The organism is Xanthomonas cannabis pv. cannabis (genome assembly GCF_000802365.1).
GTDB classification, from domain to species: domain Bacteria; phylum Pseudomonadota; class Gammaproteobacteria; order Xanthomonadales; family Xanthomonadaceae; genus Xanthomonas; species Xanthomonas cannabis.
Window position 1 is genome coordinate 18,460 of the sequence record NZ_JSZE01000034.1, and the last position, 19,358, is coordinate 37,817.

Sequence of the window (19,358 nt, forward strand, 5' to 3'; positions counted from 1 at the left end):
GCTGGTGATGCTGCAAGGCACTCCTGGATGCGCGCGGTGCGTGTTGCACGGCCGCACCCCACCACGCTTACGCGTCGTTTTCGACTGCGGCCTTGCTCTTGGGGGTCAACTTGAGCAGGCGCCCGGTACTGCCGCTGGCTTCGTCCTCCAGCAACCACAGGGCACCGTCCGGTCCCTGTTCCACTTCGCGGATACGTGCCCCCATGTCGTAGCGGGCAACCTCGCGCGGCTGGTCGCCCAACGAGACCTGCACCAGCGCCATCGATGACAAGCCACCGATGAAGCCGTTGCCGCGCCACGCGGGGAATTGCTTGCCGCTGTAGATCACAAAGCCGGCCGGCGAGATCACCGGGGTCCAGCTGATCTTGGGCGCGGCAAACTCCGGGCGGGTGTCGTGGTCGGGGATCGGCGTGCCGTCGTAATGATCGCCGTTGGAAACGATCGGATAGCCATAGTTGGCACCGCGCTGGATCAGGTTGAGCTCATCGCCGCCGGCCGGGCCCATCTCGTGTTCCCACAGGCGGCCCTTGCTGTCGAAGGCGATGCCCAGGATATTGCGGTGACCCAGCGACCAGACCTGCGCAGCCACACCGCCCTGCGCGGCGAACGGATTGTCGGCCGGCACGCTGCCGTCGTCGTTGAGGCGGATCAGCTTGCCGAGATTAGCCTTCATGTCCTGCGCAGGATCGAACTTCTGCCGCTCGCTGGAGGTGATCCACAGCTTTCCGTTCGAGTCGAACGCAAGCCGATGTCCGAAGTGACCGTTGCCGGAAACCTTGGGCTCCTGTCGCCAGATCACCTTCAGGCCGGACAAGGTGCCGCCCCCGGTGGCATCCAGCGTAAGCTTGGCACGCGCGACCGCCGCTCCGCGCGTGTCGCCCTGGCCCGGTTCGGCGTAACTCACATAGACCAGGCCGTTTTTCGCAAAGCGCGGGTGCGCAAGCACATCGCCAAATCCGCCCTGGCCGCCATAGGCAACCGCAGGCACGCCGGTGACCGCGCTCTTGCGCTTGGTCTTTGGATCGAACCGCATCAACGCGCCGCGTTTTTCACTGACCAGCAGCGTGCCATCGGGCAGGAAGGTCATCGCCCAGGGCTCGTCGAAATCGGCGACGGTGGCGGCCTGGAATGGCCATTGCGCCTTGGGAATGGATGCTGCCGGTGCGGCGGCAGGCGCGGCCAGCGCGGCGCCGGAGGTCAACAGGGTGGCCGAGCAGGCCAAGGCAAGCAGACGACGGATAGACATGAGGTCCTCCAGGGGATGGGACGGTCACGCTGCAGCCCTCCCGCAACGTGTTCCGCGTCGGGTTTTCATTACCTTACACGACGCTGCGCGCCTCACCCTTGTCGCAGATCACTCTCTACAGGGCAGGCACGTCGCACATCGTTGTTCACGAACGGATAATTCATGAAGCGGTTCTGACGGCGGTACAAACCTGTATGCGTCGTCACCATCCGGCTGGCCGCGTTGCGCGATCACGCTGCCGACCCAGTCCGCATGGGAATGCGTGGTGTTGCTTGGCCAAAAACCCATGGCCTTGTCCAATGCTGGTTCGGCCTGTGTGCCCCTGCATTGCAGCAGTCACGAGTGCTCGTGTGACGAAATCCCAACACTCGCGCTGCGTTCTGCGATTACTGGTTCACTGAGCATCTCGCGGGTGCCGCTGGCGATATGCTCTCAATGCGAACTTGCTGCCCAGCAGAAAAGGACTTGCTGCACTGCATACGTGCCGAGTCCGTTCGCGTGAGTGACAGTGCACAACAACATATGCAGTGCGATGCAATTGCAATGCGATGCAATCGAGGTCGGCGGCGCCACGTGCAACTCGCCTGTGGCGCCGCCGACACTGAGGTGCTCTTACACGCCAAAAAACACCGCCACCTCGACGGTGGCGGTGTTTGTCTACGGTTTTGACTTGTCGCCGGTGACGAAGTCGGCTGCGTTTTCCCAGGCACGCTTGACCGCGTGACGGGCCTTGCTCCAACTCAGGCCTTCGGTGCCGCGCTTGGCTTCCCAATCACGGTGCAATTCGGCTTCCACCTGATCATAGGCGCGGGCATTTTCACGAATTCGCGCTTCGTGCCCGGCCAGATAGGCGCCCTCATAATCTTCGTAACGGTCGCCTTCGGTGTAATACGGTTCTTCGGTGAAGCGCTCGCGCCAATAGTTGGATACGTTCTGGCTGCGGTCTTCGTCCGGTGCGCGGCCCGGAATCTGATACGGCACGTTCATGCTCGTCTCCATCAATGCGAATGTGCAGGTCAACTTAGGCAGCGAGGTGTTAACAGCGCGGCACGCCAGGTGACGACGGGATCAAGGCAGCGATGCCCTGCAGGCGACAGCCGCCACCTTGTTGCCAGCCCAGCTCCGGCATCGGCGTCAGACCGCAGCAGACGCCGCTTCATACGGCAGGGGAGTTGCTCCGGCGGTCAGCAGCGCTGGCTCGGACGCGTGGAGGGTCTGCTCGTCGGCGTCGATGACCACCAACACACGGCCGGATTCGATTTCATCTTCGAATTGGCGCCGTACCGGGTCGGGCACGGTGGCACCGACCAGCGCCGACGACCAGCTGCCCACCAGTGCGCCCGCCAATGCCATGACCCCTACGCCGGCCAGGGTCAAACCGATCGGCGGCACGGCGACCGCCACCAGCCCTGCCACCAGCCCGGCAGCACCACCGGTTGCAGCGCCACGTGCCGCAGCCGGAACGAAATCGGTCTTGGCGTCCTTGCGCTCGTCAGGGACATCATGCAGTTCGATATCGGCACGCGCGATCAGCGACAGCGCGTCGTTATCGATGCCGGCACTGCGCGCTGACTGCAGCACGCGCTGCGCGCTTTCAAGATCGGGTGTGCTGTAGACGCGGCGCAGTTTCATCGCAAGCTCCCAGGCAGGTGAGAGCCGCAGCGTTGGGCGTGCGCGGTTAGGCGTGCGTGAGCGTGGCGCGAGTGTATTGCGAAGCTGTCAGGCAGGTGTGCGCGGGAACAGGTAGAACGCCCACCCCACCAGCACCGCCACACCGGCCGCAGCCAGATTCTGCCAGCTGGCGCTGGCCAGCAGCCCAAGCGAGAGCACCAGCGCGGCGACGGGAATGAGCGGGCCACCCGGCAAGCGCAAGGTGTCGGTGCGGTGCCGATAGCGACGCGCCAGCACGATGACGGCAGCGGCAGTGCCGATGTAGGCGAACAGGCGCGTGACCATCGACAACAGCGCCAGCTGCGTGAATGAGCCCGACAACGCCAGTGCCAGCGACAGCACGCCCTGGGTGAGCACGGCCGCCGCCGGGGTGTGGAAGCGCGGGTGCACACGGGCAAGAAATGCCGGCCCATACCCGTCCTGCGCAAGCGCAAACAGAAAGCGCGGGCCCAGCATCACCGTGTTGCTGGTGGTGCCCAGGATGGAAATGGTGGCGCCCACGGTAAGGATCAGCGCCAGTGCCTCGCCACCGAAGCCGCTGGCCGCATCCGCCAACGGCGTGGGCGAAGCGGCCAGGTTAGGCAGCGTGCCTTGCGCCACCACCTGCACGGCGGCATAGATCAAGGTGACCGTGACGATCATGGTGATCAGGGCGAACGGGACGTCGCGGCGCGGGTTGCGGTATTCGCCCGCTGCGGCGGGGATGTTCTCAAAGCCGGCATAGGCAAACAGCAGCAGCAATGCGGCCTCGCCGAGATTGCCCATGTCGCGCAGGTCCGGCGCAGTGCCGGCAAACGCCCACGACCAGTCCACATAGAACAGGCCGATGGCCACGAACAGCAGCAACGGCACCAGCTTGCCGATCACCAGGGCGATCCCGGTGCGCGCGGCCGATTTGACGCCAATGACGTTGATCGCGGTCAGCACGCCCAGCGAGCCGACCACCACCAGCGTGCGCGCCCAGGTCTCGGTGGACGCGGTCGGCCAGAACCGCGCGACCGCATCAGCCAATCCATTGCTCAGTGCTGCCGCCGAACTGATGCGGGTCAGCCAGATCATCCAGCCGATCTGAAAACCGACGAATGGGCCGAAGGCTTCACGTGTGTAGAGATAGCTGCCACCGGGCGTATCGAAATAGCTCGCCGCCTGCGCGTAGCACAGCACCAGCAGCGCGACCGCCAGGCCGGCCAGCATCACCGCCCACAGGCTCATCGGACCGAGCAGCGCGGCCGTGGCCGCGGGCAACAGATAGATGCCACTGCCGATGACGTCGTTGATCGACAAGCCGACGATCTGCCAACGGCTGACCACCCGTACCAGGCCGGTGGCATCGGGTGCGGGGGGCGGCGTGCTCATGGTGCGTCCTCGGCCAGCACGGGAAGCTGCCACTGCGCCTGCAGGCGTGTGTAGTCGGCGCGCGGCAACAACACGAACAGCGGGTGGTCTTCCGGTTTCAACCACGCCAGCAGGCGCTGCATGTCGGCAGGCGCCATCGCAGTGCAGCCGGCGGTGAACTGGCCCGGCGTGCGCCACAGATGCGCGAAGATGCAGCTGCCGCGGCCGGGTACATTGCCGGGGTTGTGCGCAATGACGAAGCCCTCGCGGTAGCGCGCATCGCCGGGTTGCCGCAGGTCCAGCCGCATCGGCTCGGTGGAACCGGCGACGGCGCGTTCGCCGACCTGCGCGGCATCGACGATGCGGTTGTACAGCGGCGAGTCGGGCACATCCATGCAGTAATGGGTGGCGCTCATCGCCTGATACGGCATGGCGCTGTCGATACGGGCCGCATCACCGAATGCCGGGCCGATGGCGAAAACGCCGGCCGGGCTGCGGCCATCGCCTTCGCGCTTCTGCGGGCCCTGCGACTGGGCGGGGTGCAGGCCATCGCCCCAGGCGCTGCCGTGCCGGCCGAGCGCCACCGCGAATGCCGGCGCGGCCGGTGCCCATCCACCGTCCACTCGCGTAAAGGTCTGTAGGCGCGCCTGGGTGCTGTTCCAATCGGGAGTGGTCACCACGATCAGCGCACGTGCCTGCTGAAGCGCCTGCATCGGGTCACCGGCGTGGGCGGTGCCGCACACTGTCAACGCCATCAACAGGGTGGGTCGCAACAGGATGGCAAGACGCATGCAGGCTCCGGAGGCTGGGGGGTGAGCTGAAATGAACGCGGTGCGTCCGTGCCGATCGCTGTGTGGTGGCGCGAGGCAGAGACCGCGTAGGGCCGGTGCCGATGGTCGCTACTGTACCCAGCAATGCGGCCGCGTGGCGCACGCCCGTGCATCGTGCACGCATGGTTTGCGGCGACGGGCGGGCACGCCGCTGGCACGGCCCCGCCTTGCCCTCTGCCCGCGCTGGTGGCTCATGGGCGTCGGTATCGGCATGACCGACCTCGCCAAGGACGCGCTTAGTCCGGCAACAGCTCCAGCCCGCGGATGCGGCGGATGCCCAGCCCCGGCGAATCGTCGATGTGGATCTGCGCGTGGTCGAACCGGACGCCGCCATCGGTGGGGTCGAACTGGCCAAGTGCCGGCGCGTCCAGGTCGGCCAGGGTGATGCTGTGGGCCTTGGCCACGGCCAGATGCACGGCGGCGGCCACGCTGACACTGGATTCGATCATGCAGCCGATCATGCACGGCACGTCGTACACGGCCGCGATATCGGCGATGCGCATCGCGTTGGACAGGCCGCCGGTCTTCATCAGTTTGATGTTGACGATATCGGCGGCGCGGCGCTGGATCAGGTCGATCACCTGCGATGGCGAGAACACGCTTTCGTCGGCCATCACCGGGGTGTCGATGCGCGCGGTGACGAATGCGAGCCCGTCGACGTCGGCTGCCTTGACCGGCTGCTCGAGCAGCTCCAGCGCGATGCCGGCGTCTTCCAGCGTCCGCATGCTGCGCACTGCCTGCTTGGGCGTCCACCCCTGGTTGGCATCCAGGCGCAAGGTCGCGCGGCCATCGACGGCCGCATGGATCGCCTTGATACGTTCGACATCCGAGGCGCTGTCCTTGCCGACCTTGATCTTCAGCGCCCGGTAGCCACGTGCAAGCGCCTGCTGCGCCTGCACGACCATGATGTCGATGGCAGCGGCGCTGATGGTGAGGTCGGTGGTGATGTGTGGCGTGCCGCCACCCAGCAACTGGTAGAGCGGGGCGCCATAGGCCTGCGCCCACAGGTCGTACAGCGCGATCTCCACTGCAGCCTTGGCGCTGGTGTTGCGTTCCAGTGCGTGCTGCACCAGCCCGCACAGGCGATTCAAATCGGCCACGTCCTGGCCGGTCAGGCGCGGGGCGATGCACTGCCGGATCGCGGCGACGATGCTGCCGTGGGTTTCGCCGGTGATCGCAGCAGTGGCCGGAGCGGAACCGTAGCCGATCTGGCCGCTATCGGTCTGCAGCAGCACCACCACGTCCTCGATTGCGTGCACGGTGCGCAGCGCGGTCTTGAACGGGGTGTGCAGCGGCACGCGCAGCATGCCGAGGGTGAAGCCGGTGATCTTCATGGGGAATCGATCGGTGCGATGCGCTGGATGCGGGTGATGTGGTCGATGAAGGCGGTGCCGTCGGTGGCCAGCAGGGGCAGCAGCGGCGTCACCGACACGCCATTCAGGCGCGCGCGCTGCACGCTACCGTCCGCTGCGCGGTAGCTGGCACCGGCGACATCGTGAATCACCCAGGGCGCACCGTGTGCGTGCCCGATCACCATCATCACGTGGCCGGGAATATAGATCAGGTCGCCGATACGCAACTGCGCCAGCTGTTGCAGCCGCTGTTCCAGCGGTGCGTCGGCGGTGAACGCGACGCTGCGCAGGACACGGCTGCGTGCCTGGTCGCCGGTGTTGCGCGGCAGCGCAATGCCCACGCTGCGATAGACATCCAGCACGAACCCGCTGCAATCGCGCGCGTGGTAATCGTTGCCCCAGCCATAACGCTCGCCAAGGAATTTGAACGCTTGGCGCAGCAATGCCTCATCGGTGGCCGGCAATGGACCCATGCGCACGTCGGCACCGCGCGGCACCAGCGCAGGGACCAACTGCAAGCGGCCATCGCTGCCACGCAGCGGCAGCTGCACGACATGGGCGGCCAGCGGTAGCTGCCCGTTGACCGGCTGCTGCGGTGGCCAGGTGCGCTGCAAGGGTAGGTTGGTGCCCATGTCCAGCGACAGGGCAGAGACGGCCGGCAGCTCCGGCGTGTAGGCCGTCTGTACGCGTGCGCCGGTCACCATCAGGCGTGGGCGGCGCTGCGCGTACTGCAACACGTCCGCGCGCGGGCCTTCGGCAATCTGGTCGCTGGCGACCCATGCGGCGTAGTTGGCCGCAAGCACGAACGCCCATGCGCCATCGGCACTGCTGTGCAGGACCGCGACCGGCGTGCCGGGGTAGAGCGCCGATTCCTGGAAGCGGTCGATGTCATGCTCGTCGGGGCCGCTGAACACGCGCAGCGTGCTGGGGAAGGTCCGTAACGCGGCGCGTTTTACTACCAGCGCAAAGCGTGGCGTGACCTGGGCCGGGAGCGTGTCCAGTGCGAGCAGGCGGCGCAGCTCCGTCAACTGCGCTGGCTGGATCAGCTGCCCGTCTGCAGCGTAGAGCGTGCGTGTCGGTGGCGCCGACAGCGCCTCGATCTGCGCGCGCACCGTCGCGCCGGTCAGCAGCGCGGGCAGCTGCGCCAGATCGCGCATGGAGGCATCGTCGCGCAGCAAGCGTGTGGTGAACGCGTCGATCTGTGCGGCGTTCAGATGCGGCCGTTGCGCGTCGGGGCTGCGCCGGATCCAGTGGTCGGGCGTCAGCTGCGCATCGCTGACCGCAAACGGTGCAGCCGGCGGTGCCTGCACGCTGGCACGCGTGGTCGCTGCGCCGCAGGGCAGGGCAAGGGCGATCGACAGCAACGTCAGCAGGCAGCGCGGCAGGAACATGAAGAGCTCGGGATCAGGGCAGGCGTGGGCGAACTGCAAGGCACGTGACGCAAGCGGCAGCACGGCCGCACTGTGCGGTGCGACCATGGCGCAGTGTACGCGGGGTGCCTGGCGCTGCGAACGCAGCGCAGGCGGATGCGGGCGCCGACCCCGCTGGCCGATATCCCGACGCAGTGCACGGCCACGCCATCAATGGCGATGCGGGTGCGGCGCAATCGGCGCGTTGCAGCGTCGCCTCGCGCAGGCCGCGCGTTGCCGACCACAGCGGCGACACTCGGCAGATAATGGCCGCGCCGGACCTAGCGCGGCCAACAGCACGGCGCGGGCCGCGCGATTCCTCCAGGAGACAACGATGCTGTCCAGCTTCCCTCTACGCCCATCGGCCTGGCTGCGCGCAGCCCTCTGCGCGGTGGCGTTGTCGCTGGGTGCCTGCGCCCATGCGCCGCAGCGCAACGCCCTGGCCGAGTGGGTGCCGTCGCCGAACTTCGATGCCCGGCGCCCGATCCTGATCGTGCTGCACTTCACCGATCAGCACTCGGTCCGGCAGAGCCTGGGCACGCTGCGTGGGCGCAACAGCGGGGGGCGCGTGAGCGCGCATTACCTGATCGGCGAGGACGGGCGTCGCTACCAGCTGGTCAGCGACGAGCAGCGCGCCTGGCATGGCGGCGCCGGCCGCTGGGGCACCATCACCGATATCAACTCGGCCTCGATCGGCATCGAGCTGGACAACGACGGCAGCGAACCGTTCGCACCGGCGCAGATCGACAGCCTGCTGGTCCTGCTGGAAGACCTGTGCACGCGCCTGCGGATTCCACGCACGCAGATCGTCGGCCATGAAGACGTGGCCCCGACACGCAAGAACGACCCCGGCCCGCGCTTTCCCTGGAAGCGCCTGGCCGACGCCGGTTTTGGCCGCTGGCCGGCTGCCGATGCGCCGCCCGCACCGGAAGGCTTCGATCCCTGGCAGGCGCTTGCCCTGCTCGGCTACGGCCTCGACGACCCTGCCGCCACCCTGCAGGCCTTCCACCATCACTATCGCGGCAACAGCGCCAGCACGCTGGATGCCGAGGATCTGCGGATCCTGCATGCGTTGACCGGGCCACTGCGGCCCTCGACGCCACCCGGTAATGTGGCGTCAGGCGAGGGCGAAAGCCCGTAGCGCCACGACGGCAAGAGTGTCTGGCCCGATAGAGGAGCAGCCATGCATCACATTCACCAGAACCGGCGTGCAGCTGAGCTGCCGCGCTCCAGTGCCCGCGCCGCCGTGGTGCTTCTGGCCATGCTGTTGTCGGGCGTGGGCGCGGCACAGCCGCATGTCTCACCCGCAACGACCGCTGCACAAGCCGGGCTGATCGATGTGCAGCGCCTTGCACCCAACCTCGCAGTGGACCTGCGCTACGCGGGCAGCAACAACTTTACCGGGCGCGTGGTGCCTGGATATCTTGCGCCGCGGTGCTATCTGCTGCGTCCCGCTGCCGAAGCGCTCGCGCGGGTGGCGCAGCGGCTTCAAGCCGATGGCTACCGCTTGCAGGTGTTCGACTGTTACCGGCCGGTGCGGGCCGTGCAGGCGTTCGTGGCCTGGGCAGCGGACCTGGGCGATCAATCGACCAAGGCCCAGTATTACCCGCGCGTGGACAAGCGTGCGCTGTTGGGCGACTACATCGCCGAAACGTCCGGGCATAGCCGCGGCGCGACGCTGGATCTTGGGCTGCTGGACTGCCGGCACGGCGCCTGTGCGGCGGTGGACATGGGCACCGCGTTCGATTTTTTCGATACCCGGGCACACACCGATGCACCCGAGATCACCGACGCGCAGCGTGCCCAGCGCAGGCGCCTGCTGCGCGCCATGGCGGCCGAGGGATTCGCCAATTATCCGATGGAGTGGTGGCACTTCACCTTCCGGCCGGAGCCCACGCCGGACACCGCCTACGATGTGCCGGTGGAGTGATCGCGGCGGCCTTGCCTGCCCGCATTGAAAGGTGCGTGCGCCCGATGCCTGCACCTGCCCGAACGCTCGTACACTTGCGCTCCCGTGTCGTGATTGCGATCTGGCGCATCCGATCCGGTCTGCCCGCTGCCGAGGAACCCCCATGTCCGATCCGGAACGCTTTGTGGATGTCGCCTGCCCGTACTGCGGGGAGTGGATCACGCTGACACTGGATCTGAGCGGCGGTGATCAGCAGTACATCGAGGATTGCCAGGTGTGCTGCAAGCCGATCTCGGTCAACGTAGGCTGGGATGAAGAGGGCGAGGCGCAGGTGACTGCGCGCGGGCAGGACGACTAGGGCGCGCCTCACGGTCTCCAGTTGATTGCACGCGCATGGTGCAGCGCTCGTTCCCCGGCGTGAGCGTTGGCCGTGCGGCGGTGCGCGCGACCAGGGCGGCTGGCCTATTCGCGCCTTCGTGTGTCGATCTGGATTGCAGCCGGATCCATGGCCGTAGCGGCTAGACTGGCACGCCAGCTGCCCGGATCAACACGATGAATCTGCCCCTGCACTTCGGCCTGCTCGGTTCGCTGGAGGCCGGCCTGATTGCGCTGGTGCTCGGTGTCCTGATCTTCGCCGTCATCGAACATGTCGGGCGGCGTCTGCACTTCACCCATGGCCACACCCTGGGGATTGCCTGTCTGTTGGCGGTGGCGATCGGCGCCGGTTACGACATCTGGCACCTGGTGTACACCAGCATCGTGCGACTGGAATCGCCGTTATATGCACGTCTGGCACTGGCCAGGATCCATGACCCCAACGAACTGGGCTCGCGCGTCATCCTCGAGATTGCCGGCGCACTTGCAGGGGTGGTGGTGGGTTGGAAACTGTTCAGTTCCGGAAGCTGGGACGATGAGGCGCCCGGCGCGTAGCCATCGCCGAAAAAAAGCGGCGTGGTTCGCATAAATTTCCATGTTGAATGCTCTGCTTCTGTTTGACTCACCCATGCCTAACACCCGGCTAGCGGCAACGTTGCCAGTTGTGGTTAAGAGGACGTTTTGCAGGAAATTGCGCCGGGTTGGGCGTTCATTTGCGATCGGTACGGTAGTGTCATGTGCGGTGACACCGCGCATTCCAACGCCCAAGGAGACCACCCAAATGAAGAATCGCAACCGCACCTCGCTGCTAGCTGCCACCGCCGCTCTTGCCGCCGCCCTGGCGCTGCCGGCCATGGCGCAGAGCACCTCGCAGGACGCCGCAGCGCCAACGGGCAGTCCTGCTTCCTCGGCACAGTCGGGAAGTTCTGCGACCTCTGCCCAGGGCGGTGCCAGCTCCGGCGGCGGGCAGACCTGGGCCAGCGTGGATACCGACAGCGACGGCGCCATCAGCAAGCAGGAAGCGCAGGTCAACGCGGGGCTGGTCCAGATTTTCGACCAGGCCGACGGCGACACCGACGGCAAGCTGACGCCGGACGAGTACAAGGCCTTTGTCGCCAAGCAGCAGAGCGGCGGCGCAACGGGGTCGCAAGGTAACTGATCGAGGGTCTTGAAAGCCGTCGCCGTCCGTAGTGCTCCGGACACGGATCTGCGGAGGGCTTGGCACCGCCACAGTGCGCGTCTGCATGCCAGGTACGCGTGACTGATCAGGATGGACACACGGGAGCGGCCTGCCAGGGCCGCTCCCGTTTTCTTTACGTGGCGCGCGTTACGGTGACGCCATTCGCTTCTGGTCCTGTCTTCATGCTGCAAACGCGCCTCAGCTTGCTTGCCGTCCTGTGCAGTCCACTGCTCGCGTCTGCCGCGCCACCGGAGTTGCCGCCCGCCACCCAGCAGACGGCAGCACCGTTCACCGGCGGCACCAACGCTGCGGGCATGGCGCCCTTGCCCATCGAGCCGCCGCCACCTGCCACGACCCCGTTATTGCCCGCCGACCCGTCCGGGCCGTCCCGCGGCAAGGGGGGCGCTGCGCCGTCGGGGGCGCCCACCGCCGGCACCTTGGCGCCGCGCAGCTTCGACAGCCTGGACAGCGATGCCGACGGCTCGCTGACGCCGGCCGAAGCCGGCGCCGACCCGATCCTGCGCGAGAACTTTGCCGGCTTCGACAGCAACGGCGACGGGCGCCTGTCGCGTGACGAATTTGCCAGCTATCAGCCCGGCCCCGGCGACGCGGCAGGCGACTGACTGCAGCTGCGCTTCAGCGCGCTGCTAGACTTGCGCAATGACTTCTCTTGCACAGCGCGACGGCCAGGCGATCCAACTGGTCGGCTTCGACGGCGACGATACCCTCTGGAAAAGCGAGGACTACTACCGCACCGCTGAAGCGGATTTCGAAGCGATCCTGGCCCGCTATCTCGACCTGGGCGACAGTCGCATGCAGCAGCATCTGCTGGCGGTGGAACGGCGCAACCTCAAGGTGTTCGGCTACGGTGCCAAGGGCATGACGCTGTCGATGATCGAAACCGCCATCGAACTCACCGACGCGCGCATCGATGCGCGCGACATCCAGCGCATCGTGGAGATCGGCCGTGCCACCTTGCAGCACCCGGTGGAGGTGATTGCCGGTGTGCGCGAGGCGGTTGGCGCCATTGCCGCCCACTGTGCGGTGGTGTTGATCACCAAGGGCGACCTGTTTCACCAGGAGCAGAAGATCGAGCAGTCCGGTCTGGCCGACCTGTTTCCGCGGGTCGAGGTGGTGTCCGAAAAGGACCCCAAGACCTACGCACGCGTGCTGGGCGAATTCGACCTGCCGGCGCAGCGCTTCGTGATGATCGGCAACTCGTTGCGCTCGGATGTGGAGCCGGTGCTGGCGATCGGTGGCTGGGGGATTTACACCCCGTACGCGGTGACCTGGGCGCATGAGCAGGAGCACGGTGTCGCTGCAGACGAGCCGCGCATGCGCGAGGTGTCCGATGCATCAGGCTGGCCGGCGGCGGTGCAGGCGCTGGATGCGGTGGCGCGGCAGCAGCTGCCAGGCTGAGGGCTGCGGCGGCTGCGTCAGGCGGCCGCGGCAGGGCCGGCATGTCCACGCCGGTAGTCTTCATCGGCCACCGGCGCGCCGGCCTGGCAGGGTGCAACGTCAGCGGACCGGCCGCGCAAGACTGGCGCCTGGCCGGCGGCTCTGGCGCGAAGTGCCCATTGCTGATGTAGTGACGATGCGGGCGCCCGACGGCGCCCGGTAACAGGACGTTCCGGCCAGCACGCATGGCCGACCTTGGAGGGAATGCCCATGAACATGTTGTCCGTGATCCGTCGTGCAGGGCTGGCCGTCGCGCTGGGTGCGCTGATGGGCGTCGCGCCGCTGGCGGCTGCCGAACTGGAAGAAGAAGTCATCAACCCCAGCGAGGTGATCTTTCGCAATGGCCAGCCGTATTACGACGATGCAGGCCAGCATGTCCGCCTGCACACGCGGCAGGTGGGCAATGACGTGGTGTATTTCCGCACGGTGCGCTTCGATCGCGAACAAGGCTATGTGGATGCGCAGGGGCAGAGCATCGCCACCCTGCAGTCGCGACCAAGGGCAAGTGACCGCGGCACTGCGTTCGTGGGCGACCGCGACGGGGGAAATGTCGGTGCCTACAGTGGCTACGGTTACGGCTCCGCACTGCGATTGGGCGCGTCGCGCAACCGCCCCTATGGCCAGATCTATTACGGCAACGGCCTGTATGGCCCGGATCCGTACAGCAGCCCGCACAACCGCGATGCACGCCAGCGTTATCTCGGGCCCGGCTATGTGGGCGCCTGCGATCTGAACGGCTGCCGCGAGGTGCACTACCTTGGCATCTACGACCTGCGCTGACCTGCTCTGCATGCCTGACATCGGCACGGGCATGCGGCATCATCGCGGCATGTCTGCCTTGCGCTACTTGCTGTTGCGATCGCTACCGTTGCTGGCCGCGTTGCTGGTTCCGTCGCTGGCGCTTGCCCAGGCTGCCGCTGCGCCGGCAGCCGGCGGCGCGCAGGACGCGGCAGTGCCCGCGGTGATGCCCGGGACCGGCGATGCGTGGGTGGACCAGCATCTGGCCGACATGGGCAGCTACGCGCAACGCTACCCGGACAGCTTCATCGACGAGGTGGCGCGTTACACCGGCACGCCGCGCGGTTACGTGCAGGCGCTGCTGCAGGTGCATGGCTGGCACGCGGGGGACATCTACTTCGCCTGTGTGTGGGCGCAGACGGTGCAGCTGTCGTGTCGCGACAGCGTGCGGGCCTATAGCCGCGATCATCACGATGGGTGGCAAGGCGTGATCACGCGGCTGGCGGTGGCGCCGGACAATGCCCACATGCGCGCATTGCGGCACGCCATCGTTGCCAGCTACGACCGCTGGGAGCGGCCGATCACCCTGGACGCACTGTTGCGTCGCCAGCTCGGCGACCATGCGCAGCGGCTGGAGGCCGCCCGTCAGGCCAGCGAAGCGGCCGAGGCGGCGGCGCAGGCCGGGTTGTAACGCCGGCGGCGCGCGCGCACGTCGTGCAAGGCTGTCTGCATTGCCAACGCGCGCACGCGATGCTGCCGTGCAGCTGGTCGCCGCAGGGCACGGTCGGCGAGAATGCGACCAACGCCGGCGTTGGCCGGCCTCTGCCAAGACCAGCCCATGCGCGATACCGTGTTTGTCTCTCCCGATCACATCCGCAGCCTGTTCGCCCAAGCAATGTCGGACATGTATCGCGCCGAGGTGCCGTTGTACGGCGACCTGATGACGCTGGTGGCGCAGGTCAACGCGCAGACGTTGCAGGCCGAGCCTGCGCTGGCGACGCGGCTGCAGCGCAACGACGAGCGGGCACGGCTGGATCTGGAGCGGCATGGTGCCATCCGGGTCGGCACGGCCGCAGAACTGGCCACCTTGCGTCGGCTGTTTGCGGTGATGGGCATGCACCCGGTGGGGTATTACGACCTGTCGGTGGCCGGCGTGCCGGTGCATTCCACCGCGTTCCGCCCGATCGACGATGCGGCGCTGTCGGCCAACCCGTTCCGCGTGTTCACCTCGCTGCTGCGCCTGGAGTTGATCGAGGATGCCGCGCTGCGCGCGCAGGCCGCGCAGATCCTGCAGCAACGGCAGATCTTTACCGCAGGTGCGCTGGAGCTGATCGACCACTGCGAACAGGCGGGCGGCCTGGACGCGGCACGGGCGCAGCAGTTCGTCGCCGAAGCGCTGGAGACCTTCCGCTGGCATGGCGATGCCACGGTGTCGCTGCCGACCTATCGCGCGCTGAGCGAGGCGCACAAGTTGATTGCCGATGTGGTGAGCTTCCACGGCCCGCACATCAACCATCTGACTCCGCGTACGCTGGATATCGATGCGGCGCAGGCGCAGATGCAGCGCGCCGGCATCGATGCGAAGGCGGTGATCGAAGGCCCGCCGCGTCGACGCGTGCCGATCCTGCTGCGCCAGACCAGTTTCAAGGCACTGGAAGAGCCGGTGCGGTTTGTCGGCGATGGCGGGCAGCCCGAACACGGCACGCATACCGCGCGCTTTGGCGAGATCGAGCAACGCGGGCTTGCGCTGACGCCCAAGGGACGCGCGCTGTACGACGCGTTGCTGGCGCAGGCGCGCGATGCCGACGGTGCCGGCAGCACGGGCAGCGATTACGCCACCCGCCTGCAGACCGCGTTTGTGGCCTTTCCCGATGACGAGGCGCTGCTGCGCCAGGAAGGGCTGGGCTATTTCCGCTACACGCTGACCGAGGCCGGCCGCGCCGATCCGGCGCAGGTGGCCGCGATGCCGGCAGAAACCGCGATCGCGCTGGGGTTGGTGAGTGCCGACCCGATCATCTACGAAGACTTCCTGCCGGTCAGCGCGGCCGGCATCTTCCAGTCCAACCTGGGTGGGGCCGAGCAGCGCGCCTATGCCGCGCATTCGAGCAAGCGCAGCTTCGAGCAGGCGCTGGGCGCCCAGGTGCACGACGAGTTCGCGTTATACGCGCAGCTGGAGCGCGCCTCGCTGCAGGCCCTGGTGGCCTGAACCCGCGGACGTCGTCGCGTGGCGCGGCGGCGGCCGGTGTGCTGCGTCGCCTCAGCGCGCCGACGACGCGGCCGGGCGCCGTGCCGCCGTGCGCTCTGCCCGGCGTGCACGCGCACGTGCGCGACGCGCCTTCCAGCGTTCGCTCAGGCACGAGAAGATCACGTACAACGCCGGCGTGCTGAGCAGGGTCAGGCCCTGCGAGAACACCAGCCCGCCGATCATCGCAATGCCGAGCGGGCGGCGCAGCTCCGAGCCTTCGCCCAGGCCCACTGCCAGCGGCACCGCGGCCAGGATCGCCACCATGGTGGTCATCATGATGGGGCGGAAGCGCACGATCGAGGCTTCGCGTACGGCCGCGCGTGCATCCATGCCGTGCACGCGCTGCGCCACCAGCGCAAAGTCGATCATCATGATGGCGTTCTTCTTGACGATGCCGATCAGCAGCACCAACGCGATCATCGAGATCACCGACAGCTCGGTGTTGCTCAGGAACAACGCCAGCAGCGCGCCGACGCCGGCGGCCGGCAACGTGGACAGGATGGTCACCGGGTGGATCAGGCTCTCGTAGAGCATGCCCAGCACGATGTAGACGGTGAGCACCGCGGCCAGCAGCAACACGCCCATCGAATTGGGGCTCAGTTGCACATTGAAGCCGCCACCGTCGCTGATGCGGATGCCATTCGGCAGGCGCAGGCCTTCCACGGTGTTCTTGATGATCAGGTCCGCTTCGCCGGTGCTCACGCCCGGTGCGAGGTTGTAGCTCAGGCCCATCGTGGTGTACTGGTTGTCGTGCGTGATCTGCGGCGGCGCCAGCCCGGGCAGCTGGGTGGCGACCGCAGTGATCGGCACCATCTGGCCGGCACGGTTGGGCACGAAGACCTGATCCAGCGCCTTGGGTGTGGCGGTCTGCGAGGGCAGTGCATTGACCACCACGCTGTACTGGTTGAGATCGGAATAGATGGTGGAAATGGAGCGCTGGCCGAACGCGCCGTACAGCGCGCCGTCGATGGCGCCCACCGAGATGCCCAGGCGTGCTGCCCTGGCGCGGTCGATCACGATGTTCTGGCGCAGGCCCGAGGTGTCCACGTCGGTGCCCACATCGCGCAGACGCGGGTTCTTCTTCAGCGCGGCCTGCACCTTGGGCAGCCATTCCTGCAGCTGCGCCAGGTCGTTGCCCTGCAGCGACACCTTGTACTGCGCGCCCTGGCTGGTGCCACCGCCACCGTCGCTGGGCAGGTCCTGGATCGCGCGCAGGCGCAGGTCCAGGTCCGGGTAACGGTCGGCCTTGGCGCTCAGGCGCGCGACCACCTGTGCGGTGGTATCGCGGCGGCCCTCGTCGCGCTTTTTCAGCTCGATATTGAACGATGCGCTGGAGCCCTGACGGCCGGAGCCCAGGCGCGCGCCGACGGTCTTCACGGCCGGGTCGGCCATCAGCATGTCGGTGATGCGGCGCTGGCGGCTGACCATGTCGGCAAACGACACCGTGGCGCTGGAATTGGCGCGCCCCCAGATCAAGCCGGTGTCCTGCGGCGGGAACGACCCCTTCTTGACCGCGCCACCCAGGAAGATGGTGGCGGCGATCAGCAGCAGCGGCGTCAGCGACAGCAGCAAGGCGTGCCGCAGCGAGAAATCCAGTGCCACCGTGTACACCGCGAGCATGCGCGCGTGCATGCGGTCCAGCCACGCGCCGAAACGCCCGGGTTTTTCCGGCTCGGTATGCGCGGACAGGAAGCGGCTGCACAGCGCCGGCGTCAAGGTCAGCGACACCAGCATCGACACCACGATTGCGGCCACCAGGGTTACGGTGAACTCGCGGAAGAACGCGCCGATCATGCCGCTGGCAAACAGCATCGGGATGAACACCGCCACCAGCGAGGCGGTGATCGAGACGATGGTGAAACCGATCTCGCGCGCACCGGCCAGTGCCGCGTCCAGGCGCGGCATGCCTTCATCGAGATGACGCATGATGTTTTCGATCACCACGATCGCATCGTCGACCACGAACCCAATGGCGATCACCAGCGCCAGCAGGCTGAGGTTGTTCAAGGTGAAGCCAAGGACGTACATCACCAGCGCCGAACCGGCCAGCGACAACGGCACGGTCACCGCGGCAATCAAGGTCGGCGCCAGCCGGCGCAGGAACAGCGCCATGGTCAGCACCACCATCGCCAGGCTGATCATCAGCGTGGCCTGCACCTCGTGCAACGACGCGCGAATAGTGGGCGTGCGGTCGAAGTAGGGCGTGAGCCGGGTTCCGGGTTGCAGGTAGTTGCGCAGCTCGGGAATCTGCGCTTTGACCTGGTCCACGGTTTCGACGATGTTGGCCCCGGCGCGGGTGAAGGCGTACATCACCACCGCCGGCTTGCCGTCGAACCAGGCTGCCTGATACGCATCCTGCTGGCCGTCGTAGACGGTGGCCACATCGCCCAGCCGCACGATGCGTCCGTTGGACTGGGTGGAGATCGCCAGCTGCGCAAAGTCGGCTGCCTTGGCCAACGCATCGTTGGCGATGATGGCCATGGTGGTGTTGCCATCGGACAGGAATCCGGTGGGCGAGGTCACGTTGGCCGCGCGCACCGCGTTGCGCAGGTCGTCCGGGGTCAGCCCCAGCGCGTTGAGCGCACGCAGGTCCACGTCCACGCGTACTGCAGGGGTGGAGGCGCCGGCGATGTCGACCGAACTGATGCCGGTAATCTGGCGCAGCCGTTGCGCCAGCAACGAGTCGGCCACGTTGTACAGCTCATCGGCCGATTGCGTGTCCGAGGTGAGCGCAATGGCGATGACCGGGTCGTCGTTCGGATTAGCCTTGGAGTACATCGGCGTGCCGAGCCCGGACGGCAGATCCGATTGCGCAGCGTTGATCGCGGTCTGCACGTCCTGCGCGGCCGAATCGATGTTGCGATTGCTCTGGAACACCATGAACACCATGCTGCTGCTCTCCGAACTGGAGGAGCGCATGCGGTCGATGCCGGGCAACTGGCCCAGATGGCGTTCCAGCGGCGCGGTGACGGTGGAGGCCATGGTGCTGGCATCGGCACCGGACTGGGTGGCGTGCACGAAGATCACCGGAATCTGGATGTTCGGCAACGCCGCCACGCCCAGCCGCAGGTAGCACATCAATCCGATCACGAACAAACCGATCGCCAGCAGCGAGGTGCCGATCGGGCGCTTGATGAAGGGCGCGGAGATGTTCATGGGGTGACTGCCGGGAATCGGGATTCGGGATTCGGGAATCGGGAAAGGCAACAGCCAGCGCAGTTGCCATACGCGCGTGCGGGAAGGCGGTGCCGTGGGCAGGCAGACCGATCAGCGATGACGCCATCGGTCATCATGCCGGGCGCTCCGAAGTGGAGGCCGGGGGCACGCCGTCGCGGCGGGCGGCACGCCGCGCGCGCCAGTCACGCAGCCGCTCGCCGGCACGTTCCATGTACAGGTAGATCACCGGCGTGGTGTACAGCGTCACCAGCTGCGACAGCAGCAGGCCGCCGACGATGGCGATGCCGAGCGGGCGGCGCAGTTCCGAGCCGATGCCCGTGCCCAGCGCCAGCGGCAACGCGCCCAGCATGGCGGCGGCGGTGGTCATCATGATCGGGCGGAAGCGCAGCAGGCAGGCGCGCCGGATCGCATCGTGCGCGTTCGCCCCTTCGCG

19 protein-coding genes are annotated in these 19,358 nt (G+C 67.1%); 10 read left to right on the forward strand and 9 right to left on the reverse strand.

Annotation, left to right across the window (positions count from 1 at the left end; translation table 11 throughout):
- Nucleotides 1-67 precede the first annotated feature (67 nt).
- The 7 genes from OZ10_RS08000 to OZ10_RS08030 all read right to left on the reverse strand — a co-directional run bounded on the left by OZ10_RS08000 (nt 68) and on the right by OZ10_RS08030 (nt 7,825).
- A complete protein-coding gene (locus tag OZ10_RS08000) occupies nt 68-1,246 on the reverse strand; it encodes a PQQ-dependent sugar dehydrogenase (protein WP_039408602.1) in 1,179 nt (392 codons plus the stop codon).
- Between the two features lie 657 nt (nt 1,247-1,903).
- Complete coding sequence (locus OZ10_RS08005) at nt 1,904-2,233, reverse strand: hypothetical protein (protein ID WP_039408600.1); 330 nt, start codon at nt 2,231-2,233, stop codon at nt 1,904-1,906.
- Between the two features lie 147 nt (nt 2,234-2,380).
- Nucleotides 2,381-2,878: a hypothetical protein gene (locus OZ10_RS08010; protein WP_039408598.1), complete on the reverse strand. Its 498-nt coding sequence runs from the start codon at nt 2,876-2,878 to the stop codon at nt 2,381-2,383.
- Nucleotides 2,879-2,965: 87 nt separating this feature from the next.
- Nucleotides 2,966-4,273, reverse strand: coding sequence for an APC family permease (locus OZ10_RS08015; protein ID WP_039408596.1), 1,308 nt, complete (start codon nt 4,271-4,273; stop codon nt 2,966-2,968).
- Nucleotides 4,270-5,043, reverse strand: a complete 774-nt coding sequence (locus tag OZ10_RS08020) for a L,D-transpeptidase family protein (RefSeq protein ID WP_039405383.1) — start codon at nt 5,041-5,043, stop codon at nt 4,270-4,272. The genes OZ10_RS08015 and OZ10_RS08020 overlap by 4 nt, the downstream gene beginning before the upstream one ends.
- Before the next feature lie 275 nt (nt 5,044-5,318).
- Nucleotides 5,319-6,416, reverse strand: coding sequence for a dipeptide epimerase (locus tag OZ10_RS08025; protein ID WP_039564436.1), 1,098 nt, complete (start codon nt 6,414-6,416; stop codon nt 5,319-5,321).
- Nucleotides 6,413-7,825, reverse strand: coding sequence for a C40 family peptidase (locus tag OZ10_RS08030; RefSeq protein ID WP_039405390.1), 1,413 nt, complete (start codon nt 7,823-7,825; stop codon nt 6,413-6,415). The genes OZ10_RS08025 and OZ10_RS08030 overlap by 4 nt, the downstream gene beginning before the upstream one ends.
- A gap of 352 nt (nt 7,826-8,177) precedes the next feature.
- On the opposite strand from OZ10_RS08030, the gene OZ10_RS08035 reads away from it, so the two are divergent.
- The 10 genes from OZ10_RS08035 (at nt 8,178) to hglS (ending at nt 15,709) form a co-directional block, all read left to right on the forward strand.
- Nucleotides 8,178-8,984, forward strand: coding sequence for an N-acetylmuramoyl-L-alanine amidase (locus OZ10_RS08035; protein ID WP_039405379.1), 807 nt, complete (start codon nt 8,178-8,180; stop codon nt 8,982-8,984).
- A 120-nt stretch (nt 8,985-9,104) separates the two neighbouring features.
- Nucleotides 9,105-9,773, forward strand: coding sequence for a M15 family metallopeptidase (locus tag OZ10_RS08040; protein WP_039564442.1), 669 nt, complete (start codon nt 9,105-9,107; stop codon nt 9,771-9,773).
- Nucleotides 9,774-9,915: 142 nt separating this feature from the next.
- Nucleotides 9,916-10,110 carry a CPXCG motif-containing cysteine-rich protein gene (locus OZ10_RS08045; protein WP_039405377.1) on the forward strand — a complete coding sequence of 65 codons (195 nt, stop codon included), beginning with the start codon at nt 9,916-9,918 and terminating at the stop codon, nt 10,108-10,110.
- Nucleotides 10,111-10,304: 194 nt separating this feature from the next.
- Nucleotides 10,305-10,682, forward strand: coding sequence for a hypothetical protein (locus OZ10_RS08050; protein WP_039405375.1), 378 nt, complete (start codon nt 10,305-10,307; stop codon nt 10,680-10,682).
- A 226-nt stretch (nt 10,683-10,908) separates the two neighbouring features.
- Nucleotides 10,909-11,286 carry an EF-hand domain-containing protein gene (locus OZ10_RS08055; RefSeq protein WP_039405373.1) on the forward strand — a complete coding sequence of 126 codons (378 nt, stop codon included), beginning with the start codon at nt 10,909-10,911 and terminating at the stop codon, nt 11,284-11,286.
- A gap of 236 nt (nt 11,287-11,522) precedes the next feature.
- A complete protein-coding gene (locus OZ10_RS08060; RefSeq protein WP_184441779.1) occupies nt 11,523-11,930 on the forward strand; it encodes an EF-hand domain-containing protein in 408 nt (135 codons plus the stop codon).
- 37 nt (nt 11,931-11,967) lie between these two features.
- Entirely contained in the window at nt 11,968-12,726 is a 759-nt protein-coding gene (locus OZ10_RS08065; protein ID WP_039405369.1) for an HAD family hydrolase, read from the forward strand.
- Between the two features lie 249 nt (nt 12,727-12,975).
- Nucleotides 12,976-13,545 (forward strand): hypothetical protein, encoded by a 570-nt coding sequence (locus OZ10_RS08070; protein ID WP_039564437.1) that lies wholly within the window; start codon nt 12,976-12,978, stop codon nt 13,543-13,545.
- 31 nt (nt 13,546-13,576) lie between these two features.
- Entirely contained in the window at nt 13,577-14,194 is a 618-nt protein-coding gene (locus OZ10_RS08075) for a hypothetical protein (protein WP_039405385.1), read from the forward strand.
- A 147-nt stretch (nt 14,195-14,341) separates the two neighbouring features.
- The gene (hglS, locus tag OZ10_RS08080; protein WP_039405363.1) at nt 14,342-15,709 is read left to right on the forward strand and encodes a 2-oxoadipate dioxygenase/decarboxylase HglS; all 1,368 of its coding nucleotides are present in this window, start codon (nt 14,342-14,344) and stop codon (nt 15,707-15,709) included.
- 51 nt (nt 15,710-15,760) lie between these two features.
- Here the strand turns inward: hglS and OZ10_RS08085 are convergent, their stop codons facing one another.
- Complete coding sequence (locus OZ10_RS08085) at nt 15,761-18,904, reverse strand: efflux RND transporter permease subunit (protein WP_039564439.1); 3,144 nt, start codon at nt 18,902-18,904, stop codon at nt 15,761-15,763.
- Between the two features lie 133 nt (nt 18,905-19,037).
- A partial coding sequence (locus tag OZ10_RS08090) for an efflux RND transporter permease subunit (protein WP_039564441.1) occupies nt 19,038-19,358 on the reverse strand: 321 nt, incomplete at its 5' end.

Bases quoted from the DNA above. Each gene is read 5' to 3' on its own strand.
- OZ10_RS08000 (WP_039408602.1), bottom strand. From the start codon at position 1,246: ATGTCTATCCGTCGTCTGCTTGCCTTGGCCTGCTCGGCCACCCTGTTG.
- OZ10_RS08005 (WP_039408600.1), bottom strand. From the start codon at position 2,233: ATGAACGTGCCGTATCAGATTCCGGGCCGCGCACCGGACGAAGACCGC.
- OZ10_RS08010 (WP_039408598.1), bottom strand. From the start codon at position 2,878: ATGAAACTGCGCCGCGTCTACAGCACACCCGATCTTGAAAGCGCGCAG.
- OZ10_RS08015 (WP_039408596.1), bottom strand. From the start codon at position 4,273: ATGAGCACGCCGCCCCCCGCACCCGATGCCACCGGCCTGGTACGGGTG.
- OZ10_RS08020 (WP_039405383.1), bottom strand. From the start codon at position 5,043: ATGCGTCTTGCCATCCTGTTGCGACCCACCCTGTTGATGGCGTTGACA.
- OZ10_RS08025 (WP_039564436.1), bottom strand. From the start codon at position 6,416: ATGAAGATCACCGGCTTCACCCTCGGCATGCTGCGCGTGCCGCTGCAC.
- OZ10_RS08030 (WP_039405390.1), bottom strand. From the start codon at position 7,825: ATGTTCCTGCCGCGCTGCCTGCTGACGTTGCTGTCGATCGCCCTTGCC.
- OZ10_RS08035 (WP_039405379.1), top strand. From the start codon at position 8,178: ATGCTGTCCAGCTTCCCTCTACGCCCATCGGCCTGGCTGCGCGCAGCC.
- OZ10_RS08040 (WP_039564442.1), top strand. From the start codon at position 9,105: ATGCTGTTGTCGGGCGTGGGCGCGGCACAGCCGCATGTCTCACCCGCA.
- OZ10_RS08045 (WP_039405377.1), top strand. From the start codon at position 9,916: ATGTCCGATCCGGAACGCTTTGTGGATGTCGCCTGCCCGTACTGCGGG.
- OZ10_RS08050 (WP_039405375.1), top strand. From the start codon at position 10,305: ATGAATCTGCCCCTGCACTTCGGCCTGCTCGGTTCGCTGGAGGCCGGC.
- OZ10_RS08055 (WP_039405373.1), top strand. From the start codon at position 10,909: ATGAAGAATCGCAACCGCACCTCGCTGCTAGCTGCCACCGCCGCTCTT.
- OZ10_RS08065 (WP_039405369.1), top strand. From the start codon at position 11,968: ATGACTTCTCTTGCACAGCGCGACGGCCAGGCGATCCAACTGGTCGGC.
- OZ10_RS08070 (WP_039564437.1), top strand. From the start codon at position 12,976: ATGAACATGTTGTCCGTGATCCGTCGTGCAGGGCTGGCCGTCGCGCTG.
- OZ10_RS08075 (WP_039405385.1), top strand. From the start codon at position 13,577: ATGCGGCATCATCGCGGCATGTCTGCCTTGCGCTACTTGCTGTTGCGA.
- hglS (WP_039405363.1), top strand. From the start codon at position 14,342: ATGCGCGATACCGTGTTTGTCTCTCCCGATCACATCCGCAGCCTGTTC.
- OZ10_RS08085 (WP_039564439.1), bottom strand. From the start codon at position 18,904: ATGAACATCTCCGCGCCCTTCATCAAGCGCCCGATCGGCACCTCGCTG.